This window comes from Curvibacter sp. Hmag1.1 (genome assembly GCF_059769165.1).
On record NZ_JBMBGX010000002.1, the window covers coordinates 37,651 to 63,644 of the forward strand.

At 61.3% G+C, this 25,994-nt stretch carries 24 protein-coding genes; 19 read left to right on the top strand and 5 right to left on the bottom strand.

The window, feature by feature from the left end; translation table 11 throughout:
* Window positions 1-11 precede the first annotated feature (11 nt).
* The 14 genes from ACOAP0_RS00550 to ACOAP0_RS00615 all read left to right on the top strand — a co-directional run bounded on the left by ACOAP0_RS00550 (window position 12) and on the right by ACOAP0_RS00615 (window position 15,572).
* Window positions 12-2,111 carry a 3-hydroxyacyl-CoA dehydrogenase NAD-binding domain-containing protein gene (locus ACOAP0_RS00550; RefSeq protein WP_498376050.1) on the top strand — a complete coding sequence of 700 codons (2,100 nt, stop codon included), beginning with the start codon at window positions 12-14 and terminating at the stop codon, window positions 2,109-2,111.
* 14 nt (window positions 2,112-2,125) lie between these two features.
* Window positions 2,126-3,619, top strand: coding sequence for a M20 family peptidase (locus ACOAP0_RS00555; protein ID WP_498376049.1), 1,494 nt, complete (start codon window positions 2,126-2,128; stop codon window positions 3,617-3,619).
* Window positions 3,620-3,639: 20 nt separating this feature from the next.
* Window positions 3,640-4,815 carry an acetyl-CoA C-acyltransferase gene (locus tag ACOAP0_RS00560; protein ID WP_498391285.1) on the top strand — a complete coding sequence of 392 codons (1,176 nt, stop codon included), beginning with the start codon at window positions 3,640-3,642 and terminating at the stop codon, window positions 4,813-4,815.
* Between the two features lie 83 nt (window positions 4,816-4,898).
* Window positions 4,899-6,731 carry an acyl-CoA dehydrogenase gene (locus tag ACOAP0_RS00565; protein ID WP_498376047.1) on the top strand — a complete coding sequence of 611 codons (1,833 nt, stop codon included), beginning with the start codon at window positions 4,899-4,901 and terminating at the stop codon, window positions 6,729-6,731.
* A complete protein-coding gene (locus ACOAP0_RS00570) occupies window positions 6,731-6,955 on the top strand; it encodes a hypothetical protein (protein ID WP_087493847.1) in 225 nt (74 codons plus the stop codon). The genes ACOAP0_RS00565 and ACOAP0_RS00570 overlap by 1 nt, the downstream gene beginning before the upstream one ends.
* Before the next feature lie 95 nt (window positions 6,956-7,050).
* Window positions 7,051-7,842 (top strand): SDR family oxidoreductase, encoded by a 792-nt coding sequence (locus tag ACOAP0_RS00575; protein ID WP_087493846.1) that lies wholly within the window; start codon window positions 7,051-7,053, stop codon window positions 7,840-7,842.
* On the top strand, window positions 7,839-8,303 hold the full coding sequence (locus tag ACOAP0_RS00580; RefSeq protein WP_087493845.1) for a PaaI family thioesterase: 465 nt from the start codon (window positions 7,839-7,841) through the stop codon (window positions 8,301-8,303). Before ACOAP0_RS00575 ends, ACOAP0_RS00580 begins: the two co-directional genes overlap by 4 nt.
* Before the next feature lie 82 nt (window positions 8,304-8,385).
* Window positions 8,386-10,068 carry an isovaleryl-CoA dehydrogenase gene (locus tag ACOAP0_RS00585; protein ID WP_498376046.1) on the top strand — a complete coding sequence of 561 codons (1,683 nt, stop codon included), beginning with the start codon at window positions 8,386-8,388 and terminating at the stop codon, window positions 10,066-10,068.
* A gap of 17 nt (window positions 10,069-10,085) precedes the next feature.
* The gene (locus ACOAP0_RS00590; RefSeq protein WP_498376044.1) at window positions 10,086-11,024 is read left to right on the top strand and encodes a glutathione S-transferase family protein; all 939 of its coding nucleotides are present in this window, start codon (window positions 10,086-10,088) and stop codon (window positions 11,022-11,024) included.
* The gene (locus ACOAP0_RS00595; RefSeq protein ID WP_498376043.1) at window positions 11,021-11,584 is read left to right on the top strand and encodes a GNAT family N-acetyltransferase; all 564 of its coding nucleotides are present in this window, start codon (window positions 11,021-11,023) and stop codon (window positions 11,582-11,584) included. Before ACOAP0_RS00590 ends, ACOAP0_RS00595 begins: the two co-directional genes overlap by 4 nt.
* Before the next feature lie 40 nt (window positions 11,585-11,624).
* Window positions 11,625-12,533 carry an SDR family oxidoreductase gene (locus ACOAP0_RS00600; protein WP_498376042.1) on the top strand — a complete coding sequence of 303 codons (909 nt, stop codon included), beginning with the start codon at window positions 11,625-11,627 and terminating at the stop codon, window positions 12,531-12,533.
* A gap of 74 nt (window positions 12,534-12,607) precedes the next feature.
* The gene (locus ACOAP0_RS00605) at window positions 12,608-13,222 is read left to right on the top strand and encodes a methylamine utilization protein (protein WP_498376040.1); all 615 of its coding nucleotides are present in this window, start codon (window positions 12,608-12,610) and stop codon (window positions 13,220-13,222) included.
* Window positions 13,223-13,251: 29 nt separating this feature from the next.
* Entirely contained in the window at window positions 13,252-15,066 is a 1,815-nt protein-coding gene (locus ACOAP0_RS00610; protein ID WP_498391286.1) for a putative bifunctional diguanylate cyclase/phosphodiesterase, read from the top strand.
* A gap of 26 nt (window positions 15,067-15,092) precedes the next feature.
* A complete protein-coding gene (locus ACOAP0_RS00615) occupies window positions 15,093-15,572 on the top strand; it encodes an EAL domain-containing protein (protein WP_498391508.1) in 480 nt (159 codons plus the stop codon).
* 1 nt (window position 15,573) lies between these two features.
* Here the strand turns inward: ACOAP0_RS00615 and ACOAP0_RS00620 are convergent, their stop codons facing one another.
* Window positions 15,574-16,527, bottom strand: a complete 954-nt coding sequence (locus ACOAP0_RS00620; protein WP_498376039.1) for a histone deacetylase family protein — start codon at window positions 16,525-16,527, stop codon at window positions 15,574-15,576.
* Between the two features lie 137 nt (window positions 16,528-16,664).
* Between ACOAP0_RS00620 and ACOAP0_RS00625 the strand changes: the two genes are divergently transcribed.
* Window positions 16,665-16,826 (top strand): hypothetical protein, encoded by a 162-nt coding sequence (locus ACOAP0_RS00625; RefSeq protein ID WP_198301883.1) that lies wholly within the window; start codon window positions 16,665-16,667, stop codon window positions 16,824-16,826.
* Window positions 16,827-16,934: 108 nt separating this feature from the next.
* Here the strand turns inward: ACOAP0_RS00625 and ACOAP0_RS00630 are convergent, their stop codons facing one another.
* The 4 genes from ACOAP0_RS00630 to ACOAP0_RS00645 all read right to left on the bottom strand — a co-directional run bounded on the left by ACOAP0_RS00630 (window position 16,935) and on the right by ACOAP0_RS00645 (window position 20,389).
* Window positions 16,935-17,258, bottom strand: coding sequence for a type II toxin-antitoxin system HicB family antitoxin (locus ACOAP0_RS00630; protein ID WP_498376038.1), 324 nt, complete (start codon window positions 17,256-17,258; stop codon window positions 16,935-16,937).
* Between the two features lie 321 nt (window positions 17,259-17,579).
* On the bottom strand, window positions 17,580-18,548 hold the full coding sequence (locus ACOAP0_RS00635) for a DUF2971 domain-containing protein (RefSeq protein ID WP_498376037.1): 969 nt from the start codon (window positions 18,546-18,548) through the stop codon (window positions 17,580-17,582).
* A 115-nt stretch (window positions 18,549-18,663) separates the two neighbouring features.
* The gene (locus ACOAP0_RS00640) at window positions 18,664-19,077 is read right to left on the bottom strand and encodes a VOC family protein (RefSeq protein ID WP_498376036.1); all 414 of its coding nucleotides are present in this window, start codon (window positions 19,075-19,077) and stop codon (window positions 18,664-18,666) included.
* A gap of 40 nt (window positions 19,078-19,117) precedes the next feature.
* A complete protein-coding gene (locus ACOAP0_RS00645; RefSeq protein ID WP_498376035.1) occupies window positions 19,118-20,389 on the bottom strand; it encodes a methyltransferase in 1,272 nt (423 codons plus the stop codon).
* A gap of 117 nt (window positions 20,390-20,506) precedes the next feature.
* Between ACOAP0_RS00645 and ACOAP0_RS00650 the strand changes: the two genes are divergently transcribed.
* The 4 genes from ACOAP0_RS00650 (at window position 20,507) to ACOAP0_RS00665 (ending at window position 25,984) form a co-directional block, all read left to right on the top strand.
* Window positions 20,507-22,948, top strand: a complete 2,442-nt coding sequence (locus ACOAP0_RS00650; RefSeq protein ID WP_498376034.1) for a Tex family protein — start codon at window positions 20,507-20,509, stop codon at window positions 22,946-22,948.
* Window positions 22,949-23,023: 75 nt separating this feature from the next.
* Window positions 23,024-23,830 (top strand): HDOD domain-containing protein, encoded by an 807-nt coding sequence (locus ACOAP0_RS00655; RefSeq protein ID WP_481873337.1) that lies wholly within the window; start codon window positions 23,024-23,026, stop codon window positions 23,828-23,830.
* Between the two features lie 7 nt (window positions 23,831-23,837).
* Window positions 23,838-25,001 carry a phospholipase gene (locus tag ACOAP0_RS00660; protein ID WP_498376033.1) on the top strand — a complete coding sequence of 388 codons (1,164 nt, stop codon included), beginning with the start codon at window positions 23,838-23,840 and terminating at the stop codon, window positions 24,999-25,001.
* Window positions 24,998-25,984: an alpha/beta hydrolase gene (locus ACOAP0_RS00665; protein WP_498376031.1), complete on the top strand. Its 987-nt coding sequence runs from the start codon at window positions 24,998-25,000 to the stop codon at window positions 25,982-25,984. The genes ACOAP0_RS00660 and ACOAP0_RS00665 overlap by 4 nt, the downstream gene beginning before the upstream one ends.
* The last annotated feature ends 10 nt before the right edge of the window (window positions 25,985-25,994 follow it).

Sequence of the window (25,994 nt, forward strand, 5' to 3'; positions counted from 1 at the left end):
ACGGAGCCTGCATGACCGCCCAGTACCAAGTCCATGGCGATATCGCCGTCATCACCCTGAACCACCCGCCAGTCAACGGTTTGGGCCTTACCACCCGCCAGGGAATTGCAGACGGCATGGCCCAGGCCAATGCCGATGCCGCGGTCAAAGCCATTGTGATCACCGGCGCCGGCAAGGCGTTTTCCGGCGGTGCGGACATCACTGAATTCGGCAGCCCCAAGGCCCTGCAAGAGCCCAACCTGATCAGCGTGATCAAGGTGCTGGAAAGCTCTGCCAAGCCGGTCGTCGCAGCCATCCACACCGTGGCCATGGGCGGTGGTTTGGAGTTGGCATTGGGTTGCCACTACCGCATTGCAGCACCCGGCACCAGCATTGCACTGCCGGAAGTCAAACTCGGCCTGGTACCTGGTGCAGGCGGTACCCAGCGCCTGCCACGCGTGTTGGGCGTGGAGCCCGCACTCAACATGATCGTCAGCGGCGAGCCCGTCAAGAGCGAAATGCTCGCCATGCTGCCTGGCCAGAAGCTATTCGACAAGCTGTCAGCTTCTCCCGAAAGCCTGGCTGAAGAAGCCCTGGCCTTTGCCCGTTCGGTGGCCGATGTGCGCCCCTTGCCACTGGTGCGCGACCTGAAGTGCAAGCACCCGCAAGGCGATGCGTACTTCCAGTTCGCCCGCAACATGGTCAAGGGCATGAGCAAAAACTTCCCGGCCCCTGCCAAGTGCGTGGACGTGGTGGAAGCCGCTACCAAGAAGAAGTTTGACGAAGGCATGCAGGTCGAGCGCGAGGCGTTCATCAACCTGATGTTCACTGCGGAAAGCAAGTCCTTGCGCCACCTGTTCCTGGCGGAGCGTGCAGCATCCAAAATCGCAGATGTGCCCTCGGACACTCCGCAGCGCGCTATCAACTCGGTAGCAGTGATCGGCGCAGGCACCATGGGTGGCGGCATTGCCATGAACTTCCTGAACGCTGGCATCCCCGTCAAGATGCTGGAGATGAAGCAGGAAGCCTTGGACCGCGGCATTGCCACCATCCGCAAGAACTACGAAGCCCAAGTCGTCAAGAAAAAGCTCAAGCAAGACAAGTACGAGCAGCGCATGAGCCTGCTGAGCACCACCTTGAGCTACGACGACCTCACCGGCACCGACATGGTGATCGAGGCGGTGTTTGAAGAGCTGGGCGTCAAGGAAGCCGTGTTCAAGGAACTGGACCGCGTGATGAAGCCCGGTGCCATCCTGGCCTCCAACACCTCGACCTTGGACGTCAACAAAATCGCCAACTTCACCCAACGCCCCGAGGACGTAGTGGGCCTGCATTTCTTCAGCCCTGCCAACGTGATGAAGCTGCTGGAAGTAGTGCGCGGCGAAAAGACCGCTAAAGACGTCATGGCGACCGTCATGTCGGTCGCAAAGAAGATCAAAAAGACCGCTGTGGTGTCCGGTGTGTGCGACGGCTTCATCGGCAACCGCATGATCGAGCAGTACGGCCGCCAGGGCGGTTTCCTGCTGGATGAAGGCTGCACCCCCGAGCAGGTGGACAAGGCCATGGAGAGATTCGGCATGGCCATGGGCCCCTTCCGCATGGGCGATCTGGCGGGCAACGACATCGGCTGGGCCATTCGCAAGCGCCGCTATCTTGAGAAGCCACACATGAAGTACAGCAAGACTGCGGACTTGCTGTGCGAAAAAGGCCGCTTCGGCCAGAAGACCGGCGCCGGCTGGTATGACTATGTGCCCGGCAAGCGCGACGCCATCCCGAACGCGGAAGTGGTGGCCATGATTGAAGAGCACCGCAAGGCGCTGGGCATTACACCCCGCAAGATCTCGGACGAAGAAATCGTGCAGCGCCTGGTGTTCAGCCTGGTCAACGAGGCCGCCCACATTCTGGAAGAGGGCATCGCCGCCAAGGCCAGCGATATCGACATCGTTTACATCTTCGGCTACGGCTTTCCGGCCCACCGCGGTGGGCCCATGAACTACGCCGACGAAGTCGGCCTGTTCAATGTGGTGCAAGCCATGAACCGCTTTGCCCAGAACCCGCTGGACGATGCCAAATTCTGGCAACCCGCTCCTTTGTTGGCCAAGCTGGCCGCTGAAGGCAAAACCTTCAACTGAACGGCGGCTGCACCATGGCCAAGAAAATTGCCTTGGGCCTGGTCGGTGTGCTGGTGGTGCTGGCGCTGGTGTTGTGCATCAACACTTGGCGCCAAGGCTCCCGGCAGCTGACGGTCGAAGCCATCCCTGTGCTGCCGGTGGACGAAGCCGGAGCAGCCCAACGCTTGGGCGAGGCGGTGCGCCTGCGCACCATCACCTCGCGGGACGACGCTAACCTGAGCGCCGACCAGTTCAAGCAACTGCACACCCTGCTGCAAAACCGCTTCCCCAAGGCGCACGCCGTTCTCAAGCGCGAAGTGGTGGCGGACTACAGCCTGCTCTACACCTGGCAGGGTACCAATCCGGAAGCCAAACCCATGCTGGTGATGGCGCACCAGGACGTGGTGCCCATCGCTCCGGGGACCGAGAAAGACTGGGCTACCGAGCCGTTCAGCGGAGCCGTGAAAGACGGCTTTATCTGGGGCCGGGGCGCCTGGGACGACAAGGGCAACCTCATGGCGCAGATGGAGGCGCTGGAGATGCTGGTCACCAGTGGATTCCAGCCCGAGCGCACCATCTACTTCGCCTTCGGGGCAGACGAAGAAGTGGGCGGCCTGCGAGGTGCTTCCAAAATTGCCGCACTGCTCAAAGAGCGCAAAGTCCGGCTGGAGATGGTGATTGACGAAGGCTTGTTAATCACCCAAGGCATCATGCCCGGCATTCAGACCCCGGTCGCAGTGGTAGGGGTAGCGGAGAAAGGCTATTTGTCCGTAGTGCTCAAGATGGGGGCCAAGCCCGGCCACTCGTCCATGCCGCCACCCAAGGGCACGAGTGCCATCGCCATGATGAGCGCAGCCCTCAAGCGACTCGATGATGAACAGCTGCCCGGCGGGATCCGTGGGGTCGCCGGTGAAATGTTTGCCACCATCGCACCCGAGATGAGCGGTTTTTCCCGTGTGGCACTGAGCAATTTGTGGCTGTTCGGTCCGGTCGTGCAAAAGCAACTGGAGGCCAGCGCCAGCACCAACGCCGTTTTGCGCACCACCACAGCACTAACCATCGTGAATGCCGGCAACAAGGAAAACGTGCTGCCCGGTAACGCCGAGGCTACCGTCAACTTCCGCTTGCTGCCGGGCGACACCAAAGAACAGATCATCGAGCGCACCCGAGCGCTGGTGGCCGACGCCACCAAGACCGACAAGTTCGAGCTGTTTGCTTTGCCCGGTGCAGTGGATGCATCCAAGGTCGCACCCACCGATTCCGCGCAGTACGCCCTGATCAATCGCACCATCCGCGAAGTGTTTCCGGGAACGCTGGTAACGCCCGGTCTCATGGTGGGTGGCACCGATTCCATCCATTTCGGCGACATTAGCGATCACATTTTCAAGTTTTCGCCGGTGCGGGCATCACCGGAAGATCTGGGGCGCTTTCACGGCACCAACGAACGCATTGCAGTCAGCAACTACGCCGAGCTGATCCGCTTTTACCACCGCTTTTTGACGCAGGGTGCCAAGGCGCCCCGCAACTAAACCCATTCAGGAGACCCACCATGACATCAGCAGTTATCGTTTCGACCGCACGCACGCCATTGACCAAGGCTTGGAAGGGCGCTTTCAACATGACCCATGGCGCCACCATGGGCGGCCACGTGGTCGAGCACGCTATCCAGCGCGCAGGCATTGAGGCCGGCGAGGTGGACGACGTCATCATGGGCTGTGGCACGCCTGAAGGCGCGACCGGCGCCAACATTGCCCGCCAGATCGCCCTGCGTGCCGGCTGTCCGGTCACTGTGTCGGGCATGACCATCAACCGCTTTTGCTCCTCCGGCCTGCAAACCATTGCCACCGCTGCCCAGCGCGTGATCGCCGGCGAGGGCGATGTGTATGTGGCCGGTGGCGTGGAGGCGATCTCCTGCACCGGGCAGGAAATGAACATGCACATGTTGCAAGACCCTTGGTTGGCCAAGAACAAGCCGGAGGTCTACTGGGCCATGCTGCAAACTGCTGAGCAGGTCGCCAAGCGTTACAACATCGGCCGCGAAGCCATGGACGAATACGGCGCTTCCAGCCAGCAGAAAGCCAGCGCTGCGCTGGAAAAAGGTTTGTTCAAGGATGAAATCGCGCCCATCACCGTCACCATGGGCGTGGCCGACAAGGTCATGGGTCTGATGACCAAGCAAGTCACCGTAAGCGATGACGAAGGCATACGCGCCGGCACCACCTACGAAGGCATCAAGGATTTGCGTTCTGCATTGCCGGGTGGCCTCGTGTCTGCCGGTAACGCCAGCCAGCTCTCCGACGGCGCAGGCGCTACCGTCGTCATGCACGAAAAGTTGGCCGAGCAGAAAGGCCTCAATCCTCTGGGCCGCTTCCTGGGCTTTGCTGTGGCCGGTTGCGAGCCGGACGAAATGGGCATCGGCCCAGTGTTTGCCATCCCCAAGGTCTTGAAGCGCCTGGGTTTGACCATGAACGACATCGACTTGTGGGAACTGAACGAAGCGTTCGCCGTGCAAGTGCTCTACTGCCGTGACAAGCTGGGCATCCCCGCAGACAAGCTCAACGTGAACGGCGGCGCCATTGCCGTGGGTCACCCCTTCGGCATGAGCGGCCAACGCCTGACCGGCCATGCCCTCATCGAAGGCAAGCGCCGCGGTGCCAAAAAGGTCTGCGTCACCATGTGTATCGGCGGCGGCATGGGCGCTGCTGGCGTGTTTGAAGTGCTGTAACCCGCACGACAGCTTTTGCCATCTGAATCGAGCCGGCCTGCGCACAATTCGCAGTCCGGCTTTTTTTCTATGAGACCTTGTCCATGACCCTGCGCACCACCCTCGATTTCCTGCTCCACGACTGGCTGGACACCACCGGCCTCACCAGCCGTGAGCGTTTTGCGGACCACAACCGCGAAACCTTTGACGCCGTGCTGGACACCTGCGAGCGCATTGCGCGGGAAAAATACGCGCCATTCAACCGGCTGGTGGACACGCAGGAGCCTCACTTTGATGGCGAGAAGGTCACGCTGCCGCAGGCCACCCACGATGCGTTCAAAGCCTATGCCGAATCCGGCATGTTGAGCGCTGCGCAAGATTACGACATAGGTGGCATGCAGCTGCCCTACAGCGTGGAGGCCGCAGCCAATGCATTTTTTGCCTGCGCGTCGGTCAGCATTGGCTCCAGCCTGCTGTCGGTGGGTAATGCCAATTTGCTGATGGCGCACGGCACCGAATTGCAAAAGCAGGTGTTCGCCCACAAGGAGTTTTCCGGTCAATGGTCCGGCACCATGTGCCTGAGCGAGCCGCAGGCCGGCTCGTCTCTGAGTGATGTGGCCACCCGCGCAGTGCCGGATGGAGAGGGCTTTGAGTCCGACCCGCTGGGCGCGCGTTACCGCCTGCGTGGCAACAAAATGTGGATCTCCAGCGGCGAGCATGAGCTCACGGAAAACATCGTGCATCTGGTGCTCGCCAAAATTCCGAATGCGGACGGCAAGTTGGTTCCGGGCACCCGCGGCATATCGCTTTTTATCGTTCCCAAGAAGATGGTGAATGCGCAGGGTGAGTTGACGGGCGTGCGCAACGACGTGGCCCTCGCCGGGCTGAACCACAAACTGGGCTGGCGCGGTACGACCAATACCTTACTGAACTTTGGCGAGGGCAAGTTCCCCTTGGATGGCCAAGCGGGAGCCGTGGGCTACCTCGTGGGGCAGCCGGGCAAGGGTCTGGCGTGTATGTTCCACATGATGAACGAGGCCCGCATCGGCGTGGGCATTGCCGCCACCATGCTGGGCATGGCAGGCTACTACGCCTCACTGGACTACGCCAAAAATCGCCCGCAAGGGCGCCCCATTACCGGTGCCGGCAAGGACGCCGCCGCTCCGCAAACCCGCATCATTGAGCACGCCGATGTGAAGCGCATGCTGCTCACGCAAAAGGCCTATTGCGAAGGCGCATTGGCTTTGGAGCTGTACTGTGCCCGCCTGATTGACGAGCAGCACACCGGCACCGCGCAAGACGCCGAAGAAGCCCGCTTGTTGCTTGAAGTGTTGACCCCGATTGCCAAAAGCTGGCCCAGCGAATGGTGCCTGGAGGCCAACTCACTGGCCATCCAGGTGCACGGCGGCTATGGCTACACACGCGATTTCCCCGTGGAGCAGTACTGGCGGGACAACCGCCTGAACATGATCCACGAAGGTACCCATGGCATTCAAGCCATGGACCTGCTGGGGCGCAAGGTGCTGATGGAGGAGGGCAAAGGCCTCACGCTGCTGAGCCACCGCATCATGGCCACCGTCAACCGTTGCAATGGCATTCCCTCGCTGGCGCCCCATGCCAAGGCTTTGGCCCGCGCGCTGCAGGATGTGGGTTTTGCCACCCAGAAGGCGTGGTCCACCGGTGTGCCCGGCGAGGCCTTGGCCAATGCCGTGCCGTACATGCAAGCTTTCGGCCACACCGTGCTCGCGTGGATCTGGCTGGACGTGGCCGGCTGCGCGCTGGACAACGACCCGCAGCAGGATTCTTTGGAGACTCAGGGGCATGTGGGGTGCGCAAAATTCTTCTTCCACTATGAGTTGCCGAAGATAAATGCCTGGCTGGGTGTGGTGCAATCGAGGGATCTGACTTGTGCAACATTCCCCGAAGGAGCTTTCTGATGGCATTTTTCAAGAAATACAACGGCACCACCAACGCCCGCTTGGTGCGCATGGAGCGCCTGATCTGGACGCTGATTTACGGCGGCCTGTTGGCCATGGTGCTGGGCTATTTCATCGACCAGCAAGAGGCGCAGGACGCAGCGCTGTTCTACAACCTGGGCGGCCTGGCGGTGGCCGGTGGCGTGGTGATGGTGTTCATCCGCTCACGCCTGCGCGAGGAATAGTCCCCGGAGTGACGGCATATCGCCGCCGGGACAGGCGGCGTGCACGGCACTGCGCACAATGCCGTCCACGTTTTTGACAACCAAGGGCAGACACCATGACACGCACCATCCAACAACTCTTTGACCTCACCGGCAAAACCGCGCTCATTACCGGCGGCTCCCGCGGCTTGGGCCTGCAGCTGGCCCATGCCTTGGGCGAAGCCGGCGCCAAGGTGCTGATCAGCTCGCGCAAAGCGGCAGATCTGGAAGAAGCGTGTGCCGAGTTGCAAGCCGCGGGCATCGACGCGCGTTGGGTCGCTGCCGACTGCGCCAAAGAGTCCGAGATTCAGCGCTTGGCGGATGAAACCCTGCAGCGCCTGGGCCACGTCGACATTCTGGTGAACAACGCCGGCGCCTCATGGGGTGCACCCGCTGAGGACCACCCGTTGGAGGCCTGGGACAAGGTGATGAACCTGAATGTGCGGGGCTACTTTTTGCTGAGCCAGATCATCGCCAAGAAGAGCATGATCCCGCGCAAAACCGGTCGCATCATCAACCTGGCCTCGATTGCCGGGCTGAACGGCAATCCGCCGGCCATGCAAACCATTGCCTACAACACCTCCAAGGGCGCGGTCATCAACTTCACCCGCGCACTCGCAGCCGAGTGGGGCAAGTACAACATCACCGTGAACGCGGTGTGCCCGGGTTTCTTTCCCAGCAAGATGACAGCCGGTTTGTTGCAGGCCATGGGCGAAGAAAACCTGGCCGCTGCCGCACCCCTCAAGCGCCTGGGCGACGACGAAGACCTCAAGGGCCTGTGCGTCCTGTATGCATCCGACGCCGGCAAACACATCACCGGCCAATGGCTGGCGGTGGACGGCGGCGTGAGCGTGGTGACGGGCGGATGACCAGCCTCTGGGAAAAAGCGGTGGGCTTCGGCGTTGAGATTCCCTTCGTCACCCACCTGGGTTTCGAGCTCACGGTGTTTGAGGGCGGGCGCTCTGAGATCCGCTACACCCCGCGGCCTGAACACCTGAACTCGTTCAACGTCACCCACGGTGGCGCGCAAATGACCCTGCTGGACGTGACCATGGCCAGTGCGGCCCGCAGTGAAACACCTGAGCTGGGTGTGGTCACGATCGAGATGAAGACCAGCTTCATGCAACCCGCTGTCGGCGCCCTGACCGCCAAGGGCGAACTCATGCACCGCACCGCCACCATGGCCTTTACCCAGGCCACGGTCTATGACGCAAACGGAAAAGCTTGTGCCCACGCCACCGGCACCTTCAAGTACATGAAACGCCTGGCCACCGGCGCACGCAGCGTGAACGCACTGAACGCACCGGGCACCGGCATTGCCACCGACTAGCGCTTTATGGGCCGAAATGGCCTCTGGCGCCCGTTAAGCAAGCGCGAGCAGCTATCAAAAGAATAGCGTTTGAGGAGTCAGCATGCACAGCGAGACCGATTTCCCGGCCACCCACACGGTGTTCAACCAGGCCGAGCCCTTGGCAGATACCCAACTGCTGGCGGGCAACCGAGCCTTGCAGAGCGCACTGGCGTTTCATGCTCCGGGCATGGATACGTCTGCGCTGCAATCGCTGGGGGAGCTAATGGGCAGCCGCGCCATGCAGACCCATGCGCGCCTGGCCAACACCCATCCACCGGTGCTGCACAGCCATGACCGGCTGGGCCGCCGGGTGGACCAGGTCGAGTTCCACCCCAGCTACCACGCGCTGATGGATGCCGCCGCCCAGGCCGGCCTGCATGGCAGCCCCTGGGACCCGGCGGCGGGTGAGGGCGCCCACTTGCGGCGGGCGGCTGCGTTCATGCTGTTCATCGAGGCGGAGCCTTCCATCCTGTGCCCTATTTCCATGACCTACGCGGTGCTACCGGCGCTACGGGGCAACCCGGCCGTGTTTGAAGCCTGGGCACCGGGCCTGATGGCGCGGGCCTATGACCCCGGGTTCAAGCTCTACCGCCACAAACGCGGCCTGACCATGGGCATGGGCATGACCGAGAAGCAAGGCGGCTCTGACGTACGGGCCAACACGACTCAAGCCATCCCCGATGGCGAAGATGCATGGGGCCCGCGCTTCAAGCTTCTGGGCCACAAGTGGTTTTTCTCGGCCCCCATGTGCGACGCCTTTCTGGTGCTGGCGCAAAGCCCCGCGGGCTTGTCCTGCTTTTTTGTGCCGCGCATCCTGCCAGACTTCGCGGATCCGCATTCACCCGGCACGGTGAATGCCATCCGTATCCAGCGCCTGAAAGACAAGCTGGGCAACCACGCCAATGCCAGCTCGGAAGTGGAGTTTCAGCACGCCACTGCCTGGCTGGTGGGCGTGGAGGGGCGCGGGGTGCCGCAGATTCTGGAAATGGGCACCATGACCCGGCTGGACTGTGCCCTGGGCACCACCGGCCTGATGCGCCAGGCGCTCAGCATCGCGCTGCACCACACTTCGCAGCGCCAGGCCTTTGGCAAGGCCCTGATCGAGCAACCGCTGATGCGCAATGTGCTGGCCGACCTTGCTATCGAATGCGAAGCGGCTTGCGCACTCGCTATGCGGCTTGCAAGCGCTTTTGACCATGCATCTGACCCGCACGAACTGCTGATGGGCCGCCTGCTGACGCCGGTGGCCAAGTACTGGATCTGCAAGCGCGGCGCGACCTTTGCCCAAGAAGCCATGGAATGCCTTGGGGGCAACGGCTATGTGGAAGAGGGCGGAGAAGGCACCATGGCCCGCATCTACCGCGAGATGCCTCTCAACTCCATCTGGGAGGGCGCCGGCAACATCATGGCGCTGGACCTGCTTCGCGCCCTGCGCAAGGGCGATACCGCCGCAGCCCTGGCCCGTGAACTTGCTCCCGCCCGTGGAGCCCACCCCGCGCTCGACAGGCTGGCAGCGTCCTTGCCTACGCGGGTGGAACTCATGGCTACCGAGATGGAAGCTCGCCGCCTCGCACAAGACGTGGCACTTGCCGTGCAAGCTGCGCTCTTGTACCAAACGGCTCCCTCTGCGGTGTTCGAGGCGTTTTGTGATTCCCGGCTGGGTGGCAACTGGGGCTACAGCTTCGGAACCCTGGGTGCTGCGGTGGATTGTGACGCCATCTTGCAGCGCGCCATGCCCTATTGATTTTTCTGGAGAAACCCATGACCGACCTCATTCTTCACCACTACCCCACCTCGCCTTTTTCTGAAAAGGTGCGTCTGGTGCTGGGCTACAAACAGCTGGCCTGGAAGTCCGTCATCATCCCGGCCATCATGCCCAAGCCCGATGTGGTGGCACTGACCGGCGGCTACCGCAAAACGCCGTTCTTGCAGATCGGCGCTGATGTGTACTGCGACAGCGCCCTGATCTGCGAAGTGCTGGAGCAGCTGCGGCCCACGCCTACCCTCTACCCCGAAAACGACAAGGGCCTCAGCCGCATCGTTGCGCAGTGGGCGGACAGCACTTTGTTCTGGGCCGCCATGGCCTACAACCTGCAACCCAAGGGGGCGGCCAGCATGTTTGAAGGTGCGCCCCCCGAAGCCGCAAAGGCCTTCGGTGCCGACCGCGCCGCCATGTCCAGCGGCATGACGCGCCTGCGCCCCGGTGACGCTGCTGCGGCCTACAAGAGCTACCTGCGCCGCATCGCCAGCATGCTCGAAGGCCAGGACTTTTTGTTGGGGCAAGCCCCCTGCGTGGCCGACTTTGCCGCCTACCACCCGTTGTGGTTTACCGCCAAACGGGTGCCGGTGATGGCCGACATCCTGAACGCAACCCCCTCGGTACAGGCATGGATGGCACGCATGGCGGCCATCGGTCACGGCAGCTTCGAGAAGCTGTCTGCTACAGAAGCCATAGCAGCTTGCGCAGATGATGCGGGCGCTACAGCCCCGTTGGACACCTACTTCCAGGATGAGCACGGCATCCCTCTGGGCAGCGAAGTGACCATCGCCGCCGAGACCTTCGGCCAGGAAACTACGGCCGGTATCTTGGTCGCAGCCACCCGCACCCGCTTTACGTTGAATCGCGTGGACGAGCGCGCCGGCACCGTGCATGTGCACTTTCCGCGCATCGGCTATGTGCTCAAGGCGGCGCAGGCATGAGCTTGGATATTCAATGGCAGTGGCTCGCTTTTGATGCACTGAGCCGCGACCAGTTGTACGAATTGCTGCGACTGCGCAGCGAGGTGTTTGTGGTCGAACAAAACTGTGTGTTCCAGGACATGGACAACCTCGACCAACAAGCCATGCACCTTCTGGGAGTGAGGGTGGCTGCGGGTTCTGCGCAGGTTAAGGAGGAGCCCGCACAGCGGGCGGGGGACACGGAGCAGAGCCCGCTGCCGCCCTCACTCCCCGGCGGGTCTGTTGGGCAAACCAAGACAGAACTCATCGCGTATGTGCGCTGCTTCCCCGCCGGCGTAACGTTCGACGAAGCCAGCATTGGCCGCGTGGTGACCAAGCCCGACGCCCGCGGTGGTGGTCTCGGCCACTTGTTGATGGCTGAGGCCGTCAAAGCGCTGGAAGGCGAGTGGGGCGCACAACCGATTCGCATCGGTGCGCAAGCCCACCTCAAGGCCTTTTACGAGCGACACGGCTTTGTGGATGTGGGCAAGCCCTACATCGAAGACGGCATTCCGCACCTGGAAATGCTACGCGGCGCCTGAAAAGCACCGTTTTCAAATACTTATAACGAGGAGAACCCCTGTGATTTCAAACTTTCAAGGCAAAACCGCGGTACTGACCGGCGCAGGTTCCGGCTTCGGGCTGGAGTGCGCACGCATAGGCGCCCGGCTGGGCATGAATTTGGTACTCGCCGACGTGCAGCAAGACGCGCTGGACAAGGCGGTTGCCGAAATGGAAGCCGCAGGCGCCCAGGTGCTGGGCATGCGGGTAGACGTGTCGCAGGCTGCACAGGTGGAGGCGCTGGGGGCCGCCACGCTGCAGCGCTTTGGCGCGCCGCACCTGGTGTTTAACAATGCCGGCGTAGGGGCAGGTGGCCTGATCTGGGAGAACTCCGCTCGCGACTGGGAATGGGTGCTGGGCGTCAACCTCATGGGCGTGGCCCACGGGGTGCGGGTGTTCACCCCCATGATGCTGGAAGCCGCCAAGCAGGACCCTGCTTGGCAGGGCCACATCGTCAACACTGCCAGCATGGCCGGCCTGCTGAACGCCCCCAACATGGGGGTTTACAACGTGAGCAAACACGCCGTGGTGTCCCTGAGCGAGACCCTGTACCAGGACTTGGCGTTGGTCACCGACCAAGTGTCTGCCAGCGTGCTGTGCCCCTTCTTTGTGCCGACCGGCATCAGCCAAAGCGAGCGCAACCGCCCCTCGGATGCGGCTCCAGCCCAACTCACCCGTAGCCAGATGATCGGCCAGGCCATGACCGACAAGGCAGTGACGAGTGGCAAGGTGACTGCCGCACAGGTGGCGCAAATGGTGTTCGATGCCGTGGCCGAAGGCCGTTTCTACATCTACAGCCACCCCAAAGCCATCGGGTCCGTCCAGACCCGCATGGAAGATGTGATGCTGGCCCGCAACCCTACCGACCCGTTTGCCCACAAGCCCGAATTGGGCATAGAACTGCGAAAAGCCCTGCGAACTCCAGCCTGAAGCGCGGCAGCTTGAGGTAGAGTAATCTCCAACGCAGAGGCATCATTTTTGATGCAGCCAACTTGGAGCCATCGATGCGCTGGAAAGCCCTTACACGCCGGTTTCTTCTACTCGCAGGCCTGGCCTCCGTGGGGCTCAGTGCTTCAGCTGCGGGCCTGCAAGTTCAGGTGCAGGATAAGAACGGCAAACCCCTGCCCAATGCGGTGGTGTTTCTGGAGTCGGCAGACGCCAAGTCGGCCTCCAAACCCCTCAAGGGCGTTGAGGTGGTGCAGGCTGCCAAGCAGTTTTCCCCTGCGGTAACGGTGGTAACCACGGGCACCTCGATTCTTTTTCCCAATAACGACACGGTGCGGCACCATGTGTATTCGTTTTCCCCCGCAAAGACATTTGATTTGAAGCTGTACGCCGGTGTACCTGCTAACCCCGTGGTGTTCGACAAGAGCGGCATCGCGGTGCTGGGCTGCAACATCCACGACAACATGGTCGCGTGGGTGGTGGTGGTGGACACGCCCTATTTCGGAAAAACCGACGCCCAGGGCCATCTCACCATCGATGCACCCGCCGGCAGCTACAAGCTGCGCACTTGGCACGCCAGTTTGCCGACCGGCGCAGCCGCCGCAGAGCAGGCCCAAACCGTCGGCGGTGGCAATGCGCCCGTCGTCATCAAACTCGCGGGGAGTGCGGCTTGATTCTGGGTAGGATTTACGACCGGTGGGGAGTGGGAACCAAATTCGTCGCGTTCTCACTGGTACTTTTGTTGCTGATCCAGGCTGCGGTGTACGGCGTGGTGCAAGTCAACGTCGAACGCAACGTGCGTGGGCAGGTGAAGCAGGAATTGGTGATCGGCGACAAAGTGTGGTGGCAGCTGCTCGACCAGAACGCCCAACGACTGCGCTTCGGTGCAGAGGTGGTAGCCAAGGATTTCGGTTTCCGCTCGGCACTGAGCTCCGGAGACACTGAGACCCTGCGATCCACTCTGGAAAACCATGGTGGACGGGTGAATGCAACAGTCACGGCATTTCTCGACCCGCAGTTTGCGCTGCAGGCCACAGGTTTTGAGATGGCCGCCCAGGACAAGCTGTCCCCGGTTCTGCATCGCGTGGCGATGGAACTGGGGCAGGGCGAATTGACCTACAAGATCGAGCTGATTGATTCCAAGCTCTTTCAGTTTGTGATGGTGCCGGTCAAAGCGCCACTCACCATAGGCTGGGTGCTGATGGGCTTTGGACTGGAGCAGGCTGAAGCGGATCGCATGTTTCAGCTCTCCGGGGTACACATTGCATTGCTCAGTGAAAGTCGCAAGCTGTTGCTGAGCAGTCTTCCGGCGTCTCTGCACCCCCAACTCACTGAGCTGGGCTCTTCCGCGGACCTGGTGTTGGGGCATGACACGCTGGTGGTAGAAAACAGTGCGGTGCGTGCACAGGCGAAAGGCATTCAGACCTACGTGCTTCGCTCGCTCGATGACGTCGTGGCTCCCTACCGGAAAGTGCAGTTGGCTTTGTTGCTGATCACCGCGGTTGGTCTGGCACTTTTTGCAATAGGTAGCGCCCTGCTTGCGCAGCGTGTAACTGTTCCGTTGCGTTCCTTGGCCGGAGCGGCAGAGCAACTCAGCCGCGGAGACTATTCGCATTCTTTGCCGGCCATGCGCCACCGGGACGAGGTCGGGGACTTGTCCCGCGCGTTTGACCAGATGCGCACCAGCATCCAGGGCCAGCAACATGAAATCATGCAGCTGGCTTATTGGGATCGACTGACTGGTCTGCCCAACCGCACCCAGTTTCGCGACCTCATCAAGCAATCCATTCAGGCCAGCAGTGCAGGGGGCGGCCCGGCTCATCCCGTTACCGTGATCATGCTGAACCTGGACCGCTTCAAACACGTCAACGATGTACTGGGCTATGCCTTCGGCGACCAGCTGCTCAAGGCCGTGGCAGACCGCTTGTCCACCCACATTACGCCAGATGTGGGCACCGTAGCGCGTTTGGGAGGGGACGAATTCGCCGTCATGGTGGAAGATCAGGATGCCACCCAGGCCACCCCGATTGCCCACCGCATTGCCACCGCCTTTGAGGCCCCGCTCAAGCTGGAAGACCAGACCGTCGATCTGAGTGCCGGCATCGGCCTGGCGTCCTGGCCCCTGCATGCGCAGGATGTGGACATGCTGCTCAGCCGTGCCGAGATTGCCATGTACGTGGCCAAACGCAAGACGACCGGCATCCAGATTTACGACCCTGCGTTGGATTCCTCCAGTACCCAGACCCTGTCCTTGCTGACCGAGCTGCGCCATGCAGTGGAAGACGGTCAGTTGCGCCTCTACCTGCAGCCCAAGCTCAACCTGTCTGACAACACGGTGATTGCTGCCGAAGCACTGGTACGCTGGCAGCACCCTGTGCGTGGCTTGGTGCCGCCCATGCAGTTCATTCCGTTTGCGGAGCAGACAGGCTTTGTCCGCCAACTCACTTTGTGGATGTTTGAAGAAGTTGCCAAAGAGTTGCCGCGCTTGCGGGCTGACGGCCGCCCCCCCTGCGGGTAGCAATCAACCTGTCTACCCGTGACCTGCTGGACCAGGACTTCCCGGCCAAGCTGGATGCCATGATGCTCAAGCACAACGCACCGACCAACGCCTTCTGCCTGGAAATCACCGAGAGCGCCATCATGGACGACCCCCAGCGTGCGGAGGCCACCTTGAATCGTCTCTCGGAACGTGGATTCAAACTCTCGATTGACGACTTCGGTACCGGGTATTCGTCCTTGGCCTACCTCAAGCGGCTACCGGTCAATGAACTCAAGATCGATAAATCGTTTGTGATGGGCATGGAGAACGACGAGAGCGACGCCAAGATCGTGCGCTCCACCATCGATCTGGCGCACAACCTGGGCCTGAGCGTGGTGGCTGAAGGGGTTGAAAACCAGGCCATTCTGGACAAACTCGTGGAATTGCAATGCGACGAGGCGCAGGGCTACTTCATGAGCAAGCCGATCCCGCTGCCTGATTTCATTGCCTGGCGTGCCAAACACCAGGCCTCGCAGGCCGCTTGATCTACGCGGCCTCTAGCAGGCCGGCCCAGCGGCTGCGGTAGCTCGCAGCCACCCGGTACGTTGTGAGCTGCACACCCACAGTGTCTTCCAGATTCACCCCGTAGCCGCCTCCCATGGTGATCACTGCGGGGATGCGGCGCTGCCAGCACCAGTCCAGCACGCGGCGGTCACGGGCCTCCAAGCCATCGGCCGTGAGCTTCAAGCGGCCCAGCCGGTCGCCTTCATGCGGGTCCGCACCCGCCAAAAAGAACACCAGGCCAGGGGTGAAGCGGCCTTCCAGCTCTTGCAAGGCATGCTCCAGGGTGCTCAGGTACTCCGCGTCCGCGCAACCATCGGGCAGCGGAATGTCGAGGTCGCTGTCCTCTTTGCGGAAGGGAAAGTTCTTGTCTCCGTGCAGTGAAAGTGTGAACACCGATTCGTCGTGCCGGAAGATGCTGGCCGTGCCGTTGCCTTGGTGCACGTCGAGATCAATCACCGCCACTTGTAGGGGTTGCCGGCGGCTGCCATCGGGGTGGCGACTGCGGCCCCATTCGGCTTGCAGCACGCGGGCGGCTACTGCCAGGTCATTGAACACACAAAAGCCACCGCCCTTGTGGGCATAGGCGTGGTGCGTGCCGCCGGCAAGGTTGGCCGCCAAGCCCTCAATCATTGCCACACGTGCCGCAGCCACAGTGGCGCCTACCGAGCGCAGGGCGCGTTCGGCCATGGCGGGGCTCCAGGGGAAGCCGATTTCGCGCAGCACTGCAGGCTCGGCGGTGCCCTGAAGAATGGAATCTATGTAGGCCGGCGTATGCACCAGCGCCAACTCGCCCTCGGTGGCAGCGGGTGCTTCTGTTAACTGGATGGAGGGCAGCTCATCGGCGATGCGGTCCCGCAGCATGCGGTACTTGGCCATGGGAAAGCGGTGGCCCTCGGGCAAGGGCAAAACGAACTGGTCGGAGTAAAAGGCCTGCATGCGGGGATTGTGGCAAACCACGCCCATCCACGGGCCTTGAGGGCTATGAGTTGGGGCCTTCCATCAAGGGCTTGGAAATAGCGCCCGAAAAAATGAGAAAATACGTGTTTTCACACCAACCTCAACAGGATCGCCACATGGGCAACAAAATCTTTACCGAAGCCGACCGCAAAGCCACTCCCGCACCCAAGCCCCTGCCAGGCTACACCCTGCCTACTGCAGGCCGCGGTCAGCGCATCAGCTTGGAACGTGGTGTTGCAACTCGCAGCAAGAAGAACCCCGGCAAGCGTCACCGCTAAGCCCTGCATCCGCTGGCGACCCCGCGTCGCCGCATGCAAAACAAAAAGGCCCTCTATTGAGGGCCTTTTGCTTTTGGGGAAGTCGCGCTTTTCGGCAATGCGTGCAGCTCAAGACATCACGCGGATTTGCAAGGCTTCTTGAGCCACCATGTTGATGCTTTTGCCTTCTGCCTGTGCGGCAATCACCAGTTGTTCATGCAACTCAGGTGAAATTCTCAGATTGAATTTCCCCGAAAAGTGCTTTCTGGGTTCGATCCCTTTTTCTTTGCAGACATCCAGGAAAACCTGCAAAGACTTCTTGAATTCAGCGCGCAACTCCTTGGGAGTTTCACCATAGAAATCTGCTCCGCCATTCAATCCAAGAATCTCCCCGCGAAAGAGGTCCAGCTCTTCGTCGAACTCAATCTTGGCGTGATAGCCGTCCACTGTCATTACGTTCATGGTGTTGCTCCGTGTTGCTCTAGCCGCTTGCGAATACTTGCGACAGCACCCTTGTCCGTGTTGAGGGAGGGGTGAGGCCTGTGAAAAACCCGCACTTCGCCAAACAATACAACCGCCACACGACTGCCTTCTCGCTCACCTCAGCACCCAATTCTGGTTCACTCCACACCGATAGACACTGATAGAGCTTACGGCTCATTTCCAGCCTCTTGTAGCGACAGGCGCCTCCCTCAAAACCAAAACATCGATCAGTTTTTTGCGCTTGTGGGGGAGTCCATATAAGCCCAGTCAGGCAACTTCTTCACGACTCTACTACGCAGAGCGAAAAGGAATTTCAGAAGCAACGACCCGCTCTGCTAAGTCAGGTTGCCCAGTGTTTCTGAGCATTTGTCGTAATGCATTGGCGGCTAGTGCGCTTGAAACGGATGGACCAAGAATTATTCGATTCACCAAGTCTCCCAACGAGAGGTTTTCTGTTTTTAACTCTGGTATGGGCTTGATGGGTAGCTTGAGTTTTGGCTCGATTCCTCGATTCGTAGCTAAGTGACCAAAGTACTTCTTGAAGGACTGTTCGGGGTCTTTGTCGCTCATGTACACGACTCGCCACTCTTGTTCTTCGTGGAATCCATGATGCTTTGTAAAAAGAGCGAACATCTTGAGGCGATGCATCCAAGCCCAAGCAGCATTGAAGAAGTCGTCCTCCACTTTTGCGTGGACTGAGATCACATCGGCTAGGCTCATGAGCTTTTCGCTGATCCATTTTTTCCGTTCGACTTTCGAGGCGTAATGCACCTTGCCAACGATCAGCGGTGACTTTGGATTTACGTTGATTTTTGCAGTGTCGATTACAAGTGCAGCCCCTGCGCCTGAGTTTCCGTATCCTCGCCACATGGATAGCAAGCCGTCGTTATCCTCTGGGGCATGCTCTGAAAAGCAAAGTATGTAAGTATTTAATACGTGTTTGGAATCAAAGTCGTTGAACAGGTAGTCAAAGCTTTCCAACAGCTTTCGGTGATTCTCCGGTGTTCCACATGCAAGCCGAATTGCTTCATTTTTGTGTAGTTCATTCGCGCCTTCGTTCATCCCGAACTGTAGCTCTTCGAGATCATTCATAAAGAGTGGATTGGAAAACCAGAACTGCTCTTTGGTAACGATCTGCTCAAAAGTCTGGATAGACGTGTAATGCGCAAGCAAGGGGCGTGAAGACGGGAAAGATAACTCCTCTTCAAAGTCTACCCAGAGCTTTTCTGAAGCTCGATCAAGGAAGGTTGGTTCGCTCATATCTGTTGAGTTATCTAAGTTTGAACAGGCATAAAAATCCCAGCAAACGCCGCAGCTTGTCAGTAATGGAAAGCCTCGTTGATTTTGCGATATTTGTGTCTATGTGGCTCAGCGATCAAGCGGCATACACCGCATCCCAAGACGCAAACCCTTTCACCTCAATCGGGTTGCCGCTCGGGTCGCGAAAGAACATCGTAGCCTGCTCGCCAGGCTGGCCTGCAAAGCGGACTTGGGGCTCCAGCACAAAGGCCACGTTGTGCTGCTTGAGGCGCTCTGCCAGCGCATTCCAATCGTCCATCAGCAGAATCACTCCCAAGTGCGGCATGGGCACCATGTGCGCGCCGACCTTGCCAGTGTTGGTGGTGTGGAAGGGCTCGCCCAGATGGAGTGAAATCTGGTGGCTGAAGAAGTCGAAGTCCACCCAGGTGTCGGTGCTGCGGCCTTCGCGGCAGCCCAGCACGGTGCCGTAGAAGGCACGGGCCTCGTTCAGATCGCGGACATGAAAAGCCAGATGAAACAGTGCGCGCATGGCATCCTCACAAAACACAGTGCGTCCAATGGTAGCCGCCTTATTGCAGCGCCGCAGGTGCCACGCCCAGCCGCCACAGCGTGGTGACTTCGCGGCTGCGGGCGCGGTGTAAAGCATCCTGCGCATCCAGCGCTTTGCCGTGTTGCGGGTGGGCGTCACAGCGGCCCAGCACCACGAGGCCGGCGGCACCGATGGCATCCGCCAGCATGGTGGCACTGCGCAGGCCAAGGCGCTCTGCCAAGTCGGAAATGATGAGCCAGCCTTCGCCGCCCTCCAGCAGGTGGGCCGGCAAACCCGCCAGAAACGCCAGCAGCATGCGGCTGTTTTCGTCGTAGACCGCGTATTCGACAGGCGCACTCGGGCGCGCCGGCAGCCAGGGCGGGTTGCACACCACCAAGTTTGCGCGGCCTGCCGGAAACATGTCGGTCTGCTGCAGGTCAATGCCGGCAGTTACCCCCAAGCGGGCAAAGTTTTCCGTGGCGCAGGCCATGGCGCGAGCGTCCTGGTCGGTGGCGACGATGTGCATGTCCTGTCGCCGGGCCAGCACCGCCGACAACACGCCGGAGCCTGTGCCTATGTCAAAGGCAACAAAGGGCAGGGCGTCGCGCACGTCCTTGCCTGACTGGGCGGGCAGGGGCGCGGCGGCCACCAAGTCTACATATTCACCTCGCACCGGCGAGAACACGCCGTAGTGCGGGTGAATGCGGTTCTCGGGGCCCGTGCCTAAGGCGGCGATTTCTACGCCGTTTTTGCGCCACTCGCTGGCGCTGCGCATGCCAAGCAGGTCGCGCAGGGAGGCGACGCTGGCCGGTTCGTCCACCGCCGCTGCGCCCCAGGCCTGGGTGCAGGCTAGCTTGGCGTCCGGCGCGCGGCGCAGGGGGATGGCGTAGTCCGCATCAAACGGCAGCAGCACCATGGCCAGAATGCGGGCGCGCTGGGCTTGGGCCTGGCGGTGCAGGTGAAACACTTGCGGGTCCATCGCTGCGTCGGCAGACGCGGGTTGTGCTTTGGCGGGTGCTGCGCCTCGGCTTTTGCGCCGGGGCGGGGTGTCTATGCGGCGCTGCAGGGCTTGCAGCAGTTGGCGGGCGTTGTTGAAGTCGCCGCGCCACAAGAGGGCTGTTCCGCCGCAGGCCAGCTGGTAGGCGGCGTCTGCGGTCATGGTGTCGTCGGCCAACACCACCTTGGCCGGGGCTGCAGCGCCGCGCTCCGAGCGCCAAAGGGCGGAGCAGGGCTGGCCGTGTTCGGTCCAGTGCAAAAGCGGGCGGGGGGCGGCAGAGGGCGTAGAGCCGACGCTGTGGGGGGAAGAAAGCATCGGATTGCCGTCTGAAAAGGAGGTACTGCGTTTGTACCCCAGAAACGCGGTGGCCGTGTGGCACACTCCCGCCCTTGATCGATTTCCCCTGCCGGTGCCAGACCGGCTTTTTTCGCAATGCAGAAAATCATCGCGCAAATTGCGCAAGAAATCCGTGTACGCCCCCAGCAGGTGGAGGCCGCCGTGGCCTTGTTGGATGGCGGCGCCACCGTGCCCTTCATCGCCCGCTACCGCAAAGAAGTGACGGACGGTCTGGACGACATCCAGCTGCGCGAGCTGGAAGCCCGCCTGAGCTACCTGCGCGAACTGCGCGACCGCAAGGAAGCGGTGGTCAAAAGCATTGAAGAACAAGGCAAGCTCACACCCGCCTTGTTGGCCGCCATCGACGCGGCTGCGACCAAGCAGGAAGTGGAAGACATTTACCTGCCCTTCAAGCCCAAGCGCCGCACCAAGGGCATGATTGCCCGCGAAGCCGGCATAGAACCGCTGGCGGACAAGCTGTATGCCAACCCGCAGCTGGTGCCCATGGACGAGGCACAGGCCTTTGTGCTCAAGGAAAAAACCGAAGCCGGCGACGACTTCACCACCGTGCTGGCGGTGCTGGACGGCGTGCGCGACATCTTGAGCGAGCGCTGGGCTGAAGACCCGGTGCTGGTGCAGGACCTGCGCGAGTGGCTGTGGCAAGAGGGTCTGTTCCGCTCCAAGCTCATGGATGGCAAGGACGAGAACAACGCCGACGTGGCCAAGTTCCGTGATTACTTTGACTACGACGAGCCCATCGGCCGCGTGCCCAGCCACCGTGCGCTGGCGGTGTTCCGTGGCCGCTCGCTGGACATTCTGGATGCGAAGCTGGTGTTGCCCGAGCCGGTTTCTGTATCAAATCAGGCTGTAGCGCCCGCAACATCTGCGCAAGCAGCTACAAATTCTGTAGCAAAACGACCTGGAGCCGTCGTGTCTTTGGCGGAAGGGCGCCTAGCGCTCAAGCTGGGTTGGAGCCACCAGGGCCGCCCCGGCGACGACTTGATCCGCAAGTGTGTGGCTTGGACCTGGAAGGTCAAGCTCAGCCTGTCCACCGAACGCGACTTGTTTGCCCGCCTGCGCGAAGACGCCGAGAAGGTGGCCATCAAGGTGTTTGCTGACAACTTGCGCGACCTGTTGCTGGCAGCGCCCGCCGGCCCGCGCGTGGTGATGGGCCTGGACCCCGGCATCCGTACCGGTGTGAAAGTGGCGGTGGTCGATGCCACCGGCAAGCTGGTGGACACCGCGACCGTGTTCCCCCACGAGCCCCGCAAAGACTGGGAAGGCTCGCTGCATACCTTGGGCAAGCTGTGCGCCAAGCACAGCGTGAACCTGATTGCCATCGGCAACGGCACCGCCAGCCGCGAGACGGACAAGCTGGCTGCAGATTTGATCAAACTCTTGGCCAAGATGGCCGCCCAGGCCGGCGCGCCTGAAATCAAGGTCGACAAGGTGGTAGTGAGCGAGGCGGGCGCCTCGGTGTACTCCGCCAGTGAATACGCTTCTCAAGAAATGCCCGATGTGGACGTGAGCCTGCGCGGTGCGGCCTCCATCGCCCGCCGTCTGCAAGACCCGCTGGCCGAGCTGGTAAAGATCGACCCCAAGAGCATCGGTGTGGGCCAGTACCAGCACGATGTGAACCAGAGCGAACTCGCCAAAACCCTGGACGCCGTGGTGGAAGACTGCGTGAACTCGGTGGGTGTGGACCTGAACACCGCCTCGGTGCCACTCCTCAGTCGTGTCTCGGGCCTGTCAGGTACCGTAGCCAAGGCCGTGGTGCGCTGGCGCGAGTCCAACGGCGCCTTTAGCAGCCGCCAGGATTTGATGAAGGTGACCGGTTTGGGTGCCAAGACCTTTGAGCAGAGTGCAGGCTTTTTGCGCATTCGCGGGGGCAGCAACCCGCTGGACATGACCGGCGTGCACCCCGAAACCTACCCGGTGGTGGAGCAAATCATGTCCAAAACCGGCAAGCCAGTCGCCGAGATCATGGGCCGGGCCGACATGCTCAAGACGCTCAAGCCTGAGCTGTTTGCCAACGAGCAGTTTGGTGTGATCACCGTCAAAGACATCTTCACCGAGCTGGAAAAGCCCGGCCGCGACCCACGCCCGGACTTCAAGGTGGCGCGCTTCAACGACGGCGTGGAAGACATTGCCGACCTGAAGGAAGGCATGATTCTGGAAGGCACCGTGAGCAACGTGGCCCAGTTCGGCGCCTTTATTGACCTGGGCGTGCACCAGGACGGCTTGGTGCATGTGAGCCAGCTGGCGCACAAGTTTGTGAACGATGCCCGCGAGGTCGTGAAGACTGGCGATATCGTCAAGGTGCAGGTGGTGGAAGTGGATGTGGCCCGCAAGCGCATCGGCCTTACTATGAAAATAGGAGCTGCTCCCGCAGGCGCCAAGGGCGCTGGAGGCCAAAGAGCCGGTGATAACCGCTACCAGGGCCCCGCCCGTGGCGAGCGCCAAGTCGGCCGCTACCAAGACAGCGCCCCGGCTGCCGGCAACGCCATGGCAGCGGCATTCGCCAAGCTCAAGCGCTGAGTCTTTGCCAGCACGCGGCGCCCTCTGCAGGCCATAATCGAGCGGTCATCGTTTGTAGTTTGCGGAAGGCACGTCATGAATCTCAGCGCGTTGCTGGAGCAGCAGTTCCACCTGCCCAGCATTCCCAAAGTGGTCGCCTTGCTGCTGAGCGAACTGGAGCGCCCGGAGCCAGACCTCCACAAAATCAACCGGCTGATCAGCACCGACCCGGCGCTGACCACCCGTTTGCTGCAGCTCGCGAACTCCAGCTTCTTCCAGCAGTCCGGCAAGATCAGCACCGTATCGGAAGCTTTGGCCCTGCTGGACTTGAGCCATGTGCAGACCATGGCGCAGGCTGCAGCAGCGGCGGCCTCGCCCAAGGCGGTGCCCGGCATTCATTTGCCGCAGTTCTGGGACTACAGCCTGAATGTGGCCAAGCTCTCGCGCTCGTTGGCCACCTTGGTGCGGCTCAACCCGCAAGCCGCCTTCACAACCGGGCTGATTCACGCGGTAGGCGAACTCGCCATGCACCTGGCCATGCCCGAGGTGTGCGCCATGCTGGACAACGAAGTGCCCGCCCTCGGCCTGAACCGTGCGTTTGTAGAGCGCAGTGTGCTGGGCTACTGCTATGCCAGCGTGGGGGCCGGCTATGCCCGCATGTGGCAATTCCCCAAGCCCATGGTGGACGCCATCGAGCACCAATACGCGCCATTCGAAAACAACGTCTACGAGCCCCTGGCCGGCGTTATCCACCTGGCGGCGTGGCGCGCACGCGGCAAGGAAGCCCACTTGAACGACAAAGGCCTGGCCGTGACCTACCCCGACGCGGTGGGTGTGGCGCTGGGCCTGAACATCGACATGGTGCTGCAACAAGACCCTTTTGACTGGGCAGCCCATACCTGACTGAAACATGAAAGCACTTCGAATTTATGCGGGCCCGGTGGCCCGCGCGTCTTTGGCGGCCCAGGGCCTGCAACCTCAACATGTCGCCACCATACCCGGTGCCGCCGGTGGCCCCAAGGGGTTGATTCTGGGCGCGATGGACCGTTTTTTGTTTGGGGAATGGCTGCCTCGCTCTGATCAACCGGTGGATCTGGTCGGTGCGTCGATTGGTGCCTGGCGCATGGCAACCGCTTGCCTGGACAACCCGGTGGCTGCGTTTGAACGGCTGGAGCACGACTACATTCACCAGCATTACGAGCTGGCACCTGGCCAGAAGCGGGTGACGGCGGACCAGGTGAGCGAAACCTTCGGCCGCAGCCTGCAATCGTTTTACGGCGGGCGTATTCCCGAGGTGCTCAAGCACCCGCGCTACCGGCTGCATATCGTGACTTCGCGCGGACGCCACTTGCTGCACACCGAGCACGGGCTGCGCACGCCACTGGGCTACCTCGGCGCCTTCCTGACTAACACGGTGCGGCGCAAAGCCATGGGTGCCTGGCTGGAGCGGGTGGTGTTTTCCAGTACGGTGGTCGGTCAGGGTGGGGCAGCGGCTTTGCCGTTTGCTACCGGTGATTACCGCACCCGCCAGGTGGCCTTGAGTGAAGGCAACTTCAACCCGGCCTTACAAGCCAGCTGCTCGATTCCCTTTGTGCTGCGGGCCATCCAGGACATTCCGGGTGCCCCCAAAGGCGCCTATTGGGACGGCGGAATCACCGACTACCACTTGCACCTGAACTACCCGGGTGCCGGCAGCATGCAAGGCGCTATCAATTCAGGAGCTGCTCGCGCACAGTCGACGGGCGCCAGCGGCCAAATGAATGCCCCAAGGCTTGTGCTGTACCCGCATTTCCAGAAGAGCGTGGTGCCAGGCTGGCTGGACAAAGGCTTGAAGTGGCGGCACCGCAGCAGCCCGTTTCTGGACACCATGGTGCTGCTGGCACCCAACCCGGACTGGGTAAAAACTTTACCGAACAGCAAACTACCGGACCGCACAGACTTTACGCACTACGGCAATGATCTGGATGCACGGGTCAAGGCATGGACAGCCGCCACCCGTGCCAGCCAGCAGATGGTGGACGAGTTCATCGCCTGGCTGGACAAGCCCGACATGAACCTGGTGCACCCTTTATGACAAACCTGCGCTTTCCGCCTCTTGCTCTCGCTACTTTGCTGGGCGTATTCCTGCTGACCCAGGCCATGCCCCTGCATGCCGGACCTTTGCTGGACCGCATCAAACAGCAGATCCTGGAACGGCGCGAGAGCATGGGCAAGGGCGCTGCCGAGGAGTCTATGGAAGACCCGGATGGCACCGCCGTGAGCGACAGCCGGCTCAAAGTGCTGCGCGATGTGGCCTACGGCAGCGACCCCAAGCAGAAGATGGACATCTACCTGCCGGAGGCCGCCTCGGGCACCGCAGCCCCCGTGATCTTCATGGTGCATGGTGGCGGCTGGCGTACCGGCGACAAGCGCCACAGCAATGTGGTGGATAACAAGGCAAACCGTTGGCTGGCCAAGGGGTTTGTGTTCATCTCCGTGAACAACCGCTTGCTGCCCGACGCCGATCCTTTGGACCAGGTGCGCGATGTGGCACGGGCTTTGGCCAGTGCACAGTCCAAAGCGCAGGGCTGGGGCGCCGACCCCAAGCAGTTTGTACTGATGGGGCACTCCGCCGGTGCACATTTGATTGCCTTGTTGTCTTCGTCTTCCATTTACGGCCCCCAAGCGGGCGCACAGCCCTGGTTGGGCTCGGTGTTGCTCGACAGTGCGGCGCTGGACGTGGCCCCCATCATGAAAGAGCGCCACTTCAAGCTTTATGACCCGGCCTTCGGTACCGATCCGGATTTCTGGAAAGCCGCATCCCCCTACCAGCAGCTTCAGGCTTCAGCCAAGCCCATGTTGGCGGTATGTTCCACCCGGCGCGAAGATTCCTGCGCCCAAGCCAAAGCATTCAGTGCCCATGCCACCTCGCTGGGCGTGCGGGTACAGGTGTCAGGGCATGACCTGAGCCACGGGGAAATCAACAAAGAACTGGGCACTGCGGGGGCCTATACGCAGGCTGTCGAGCAATTCATGGGCGGGCTCAGCCCGGTCGTGGCCGCGGTGCTGGCCCGCTGACTTGGGGGCC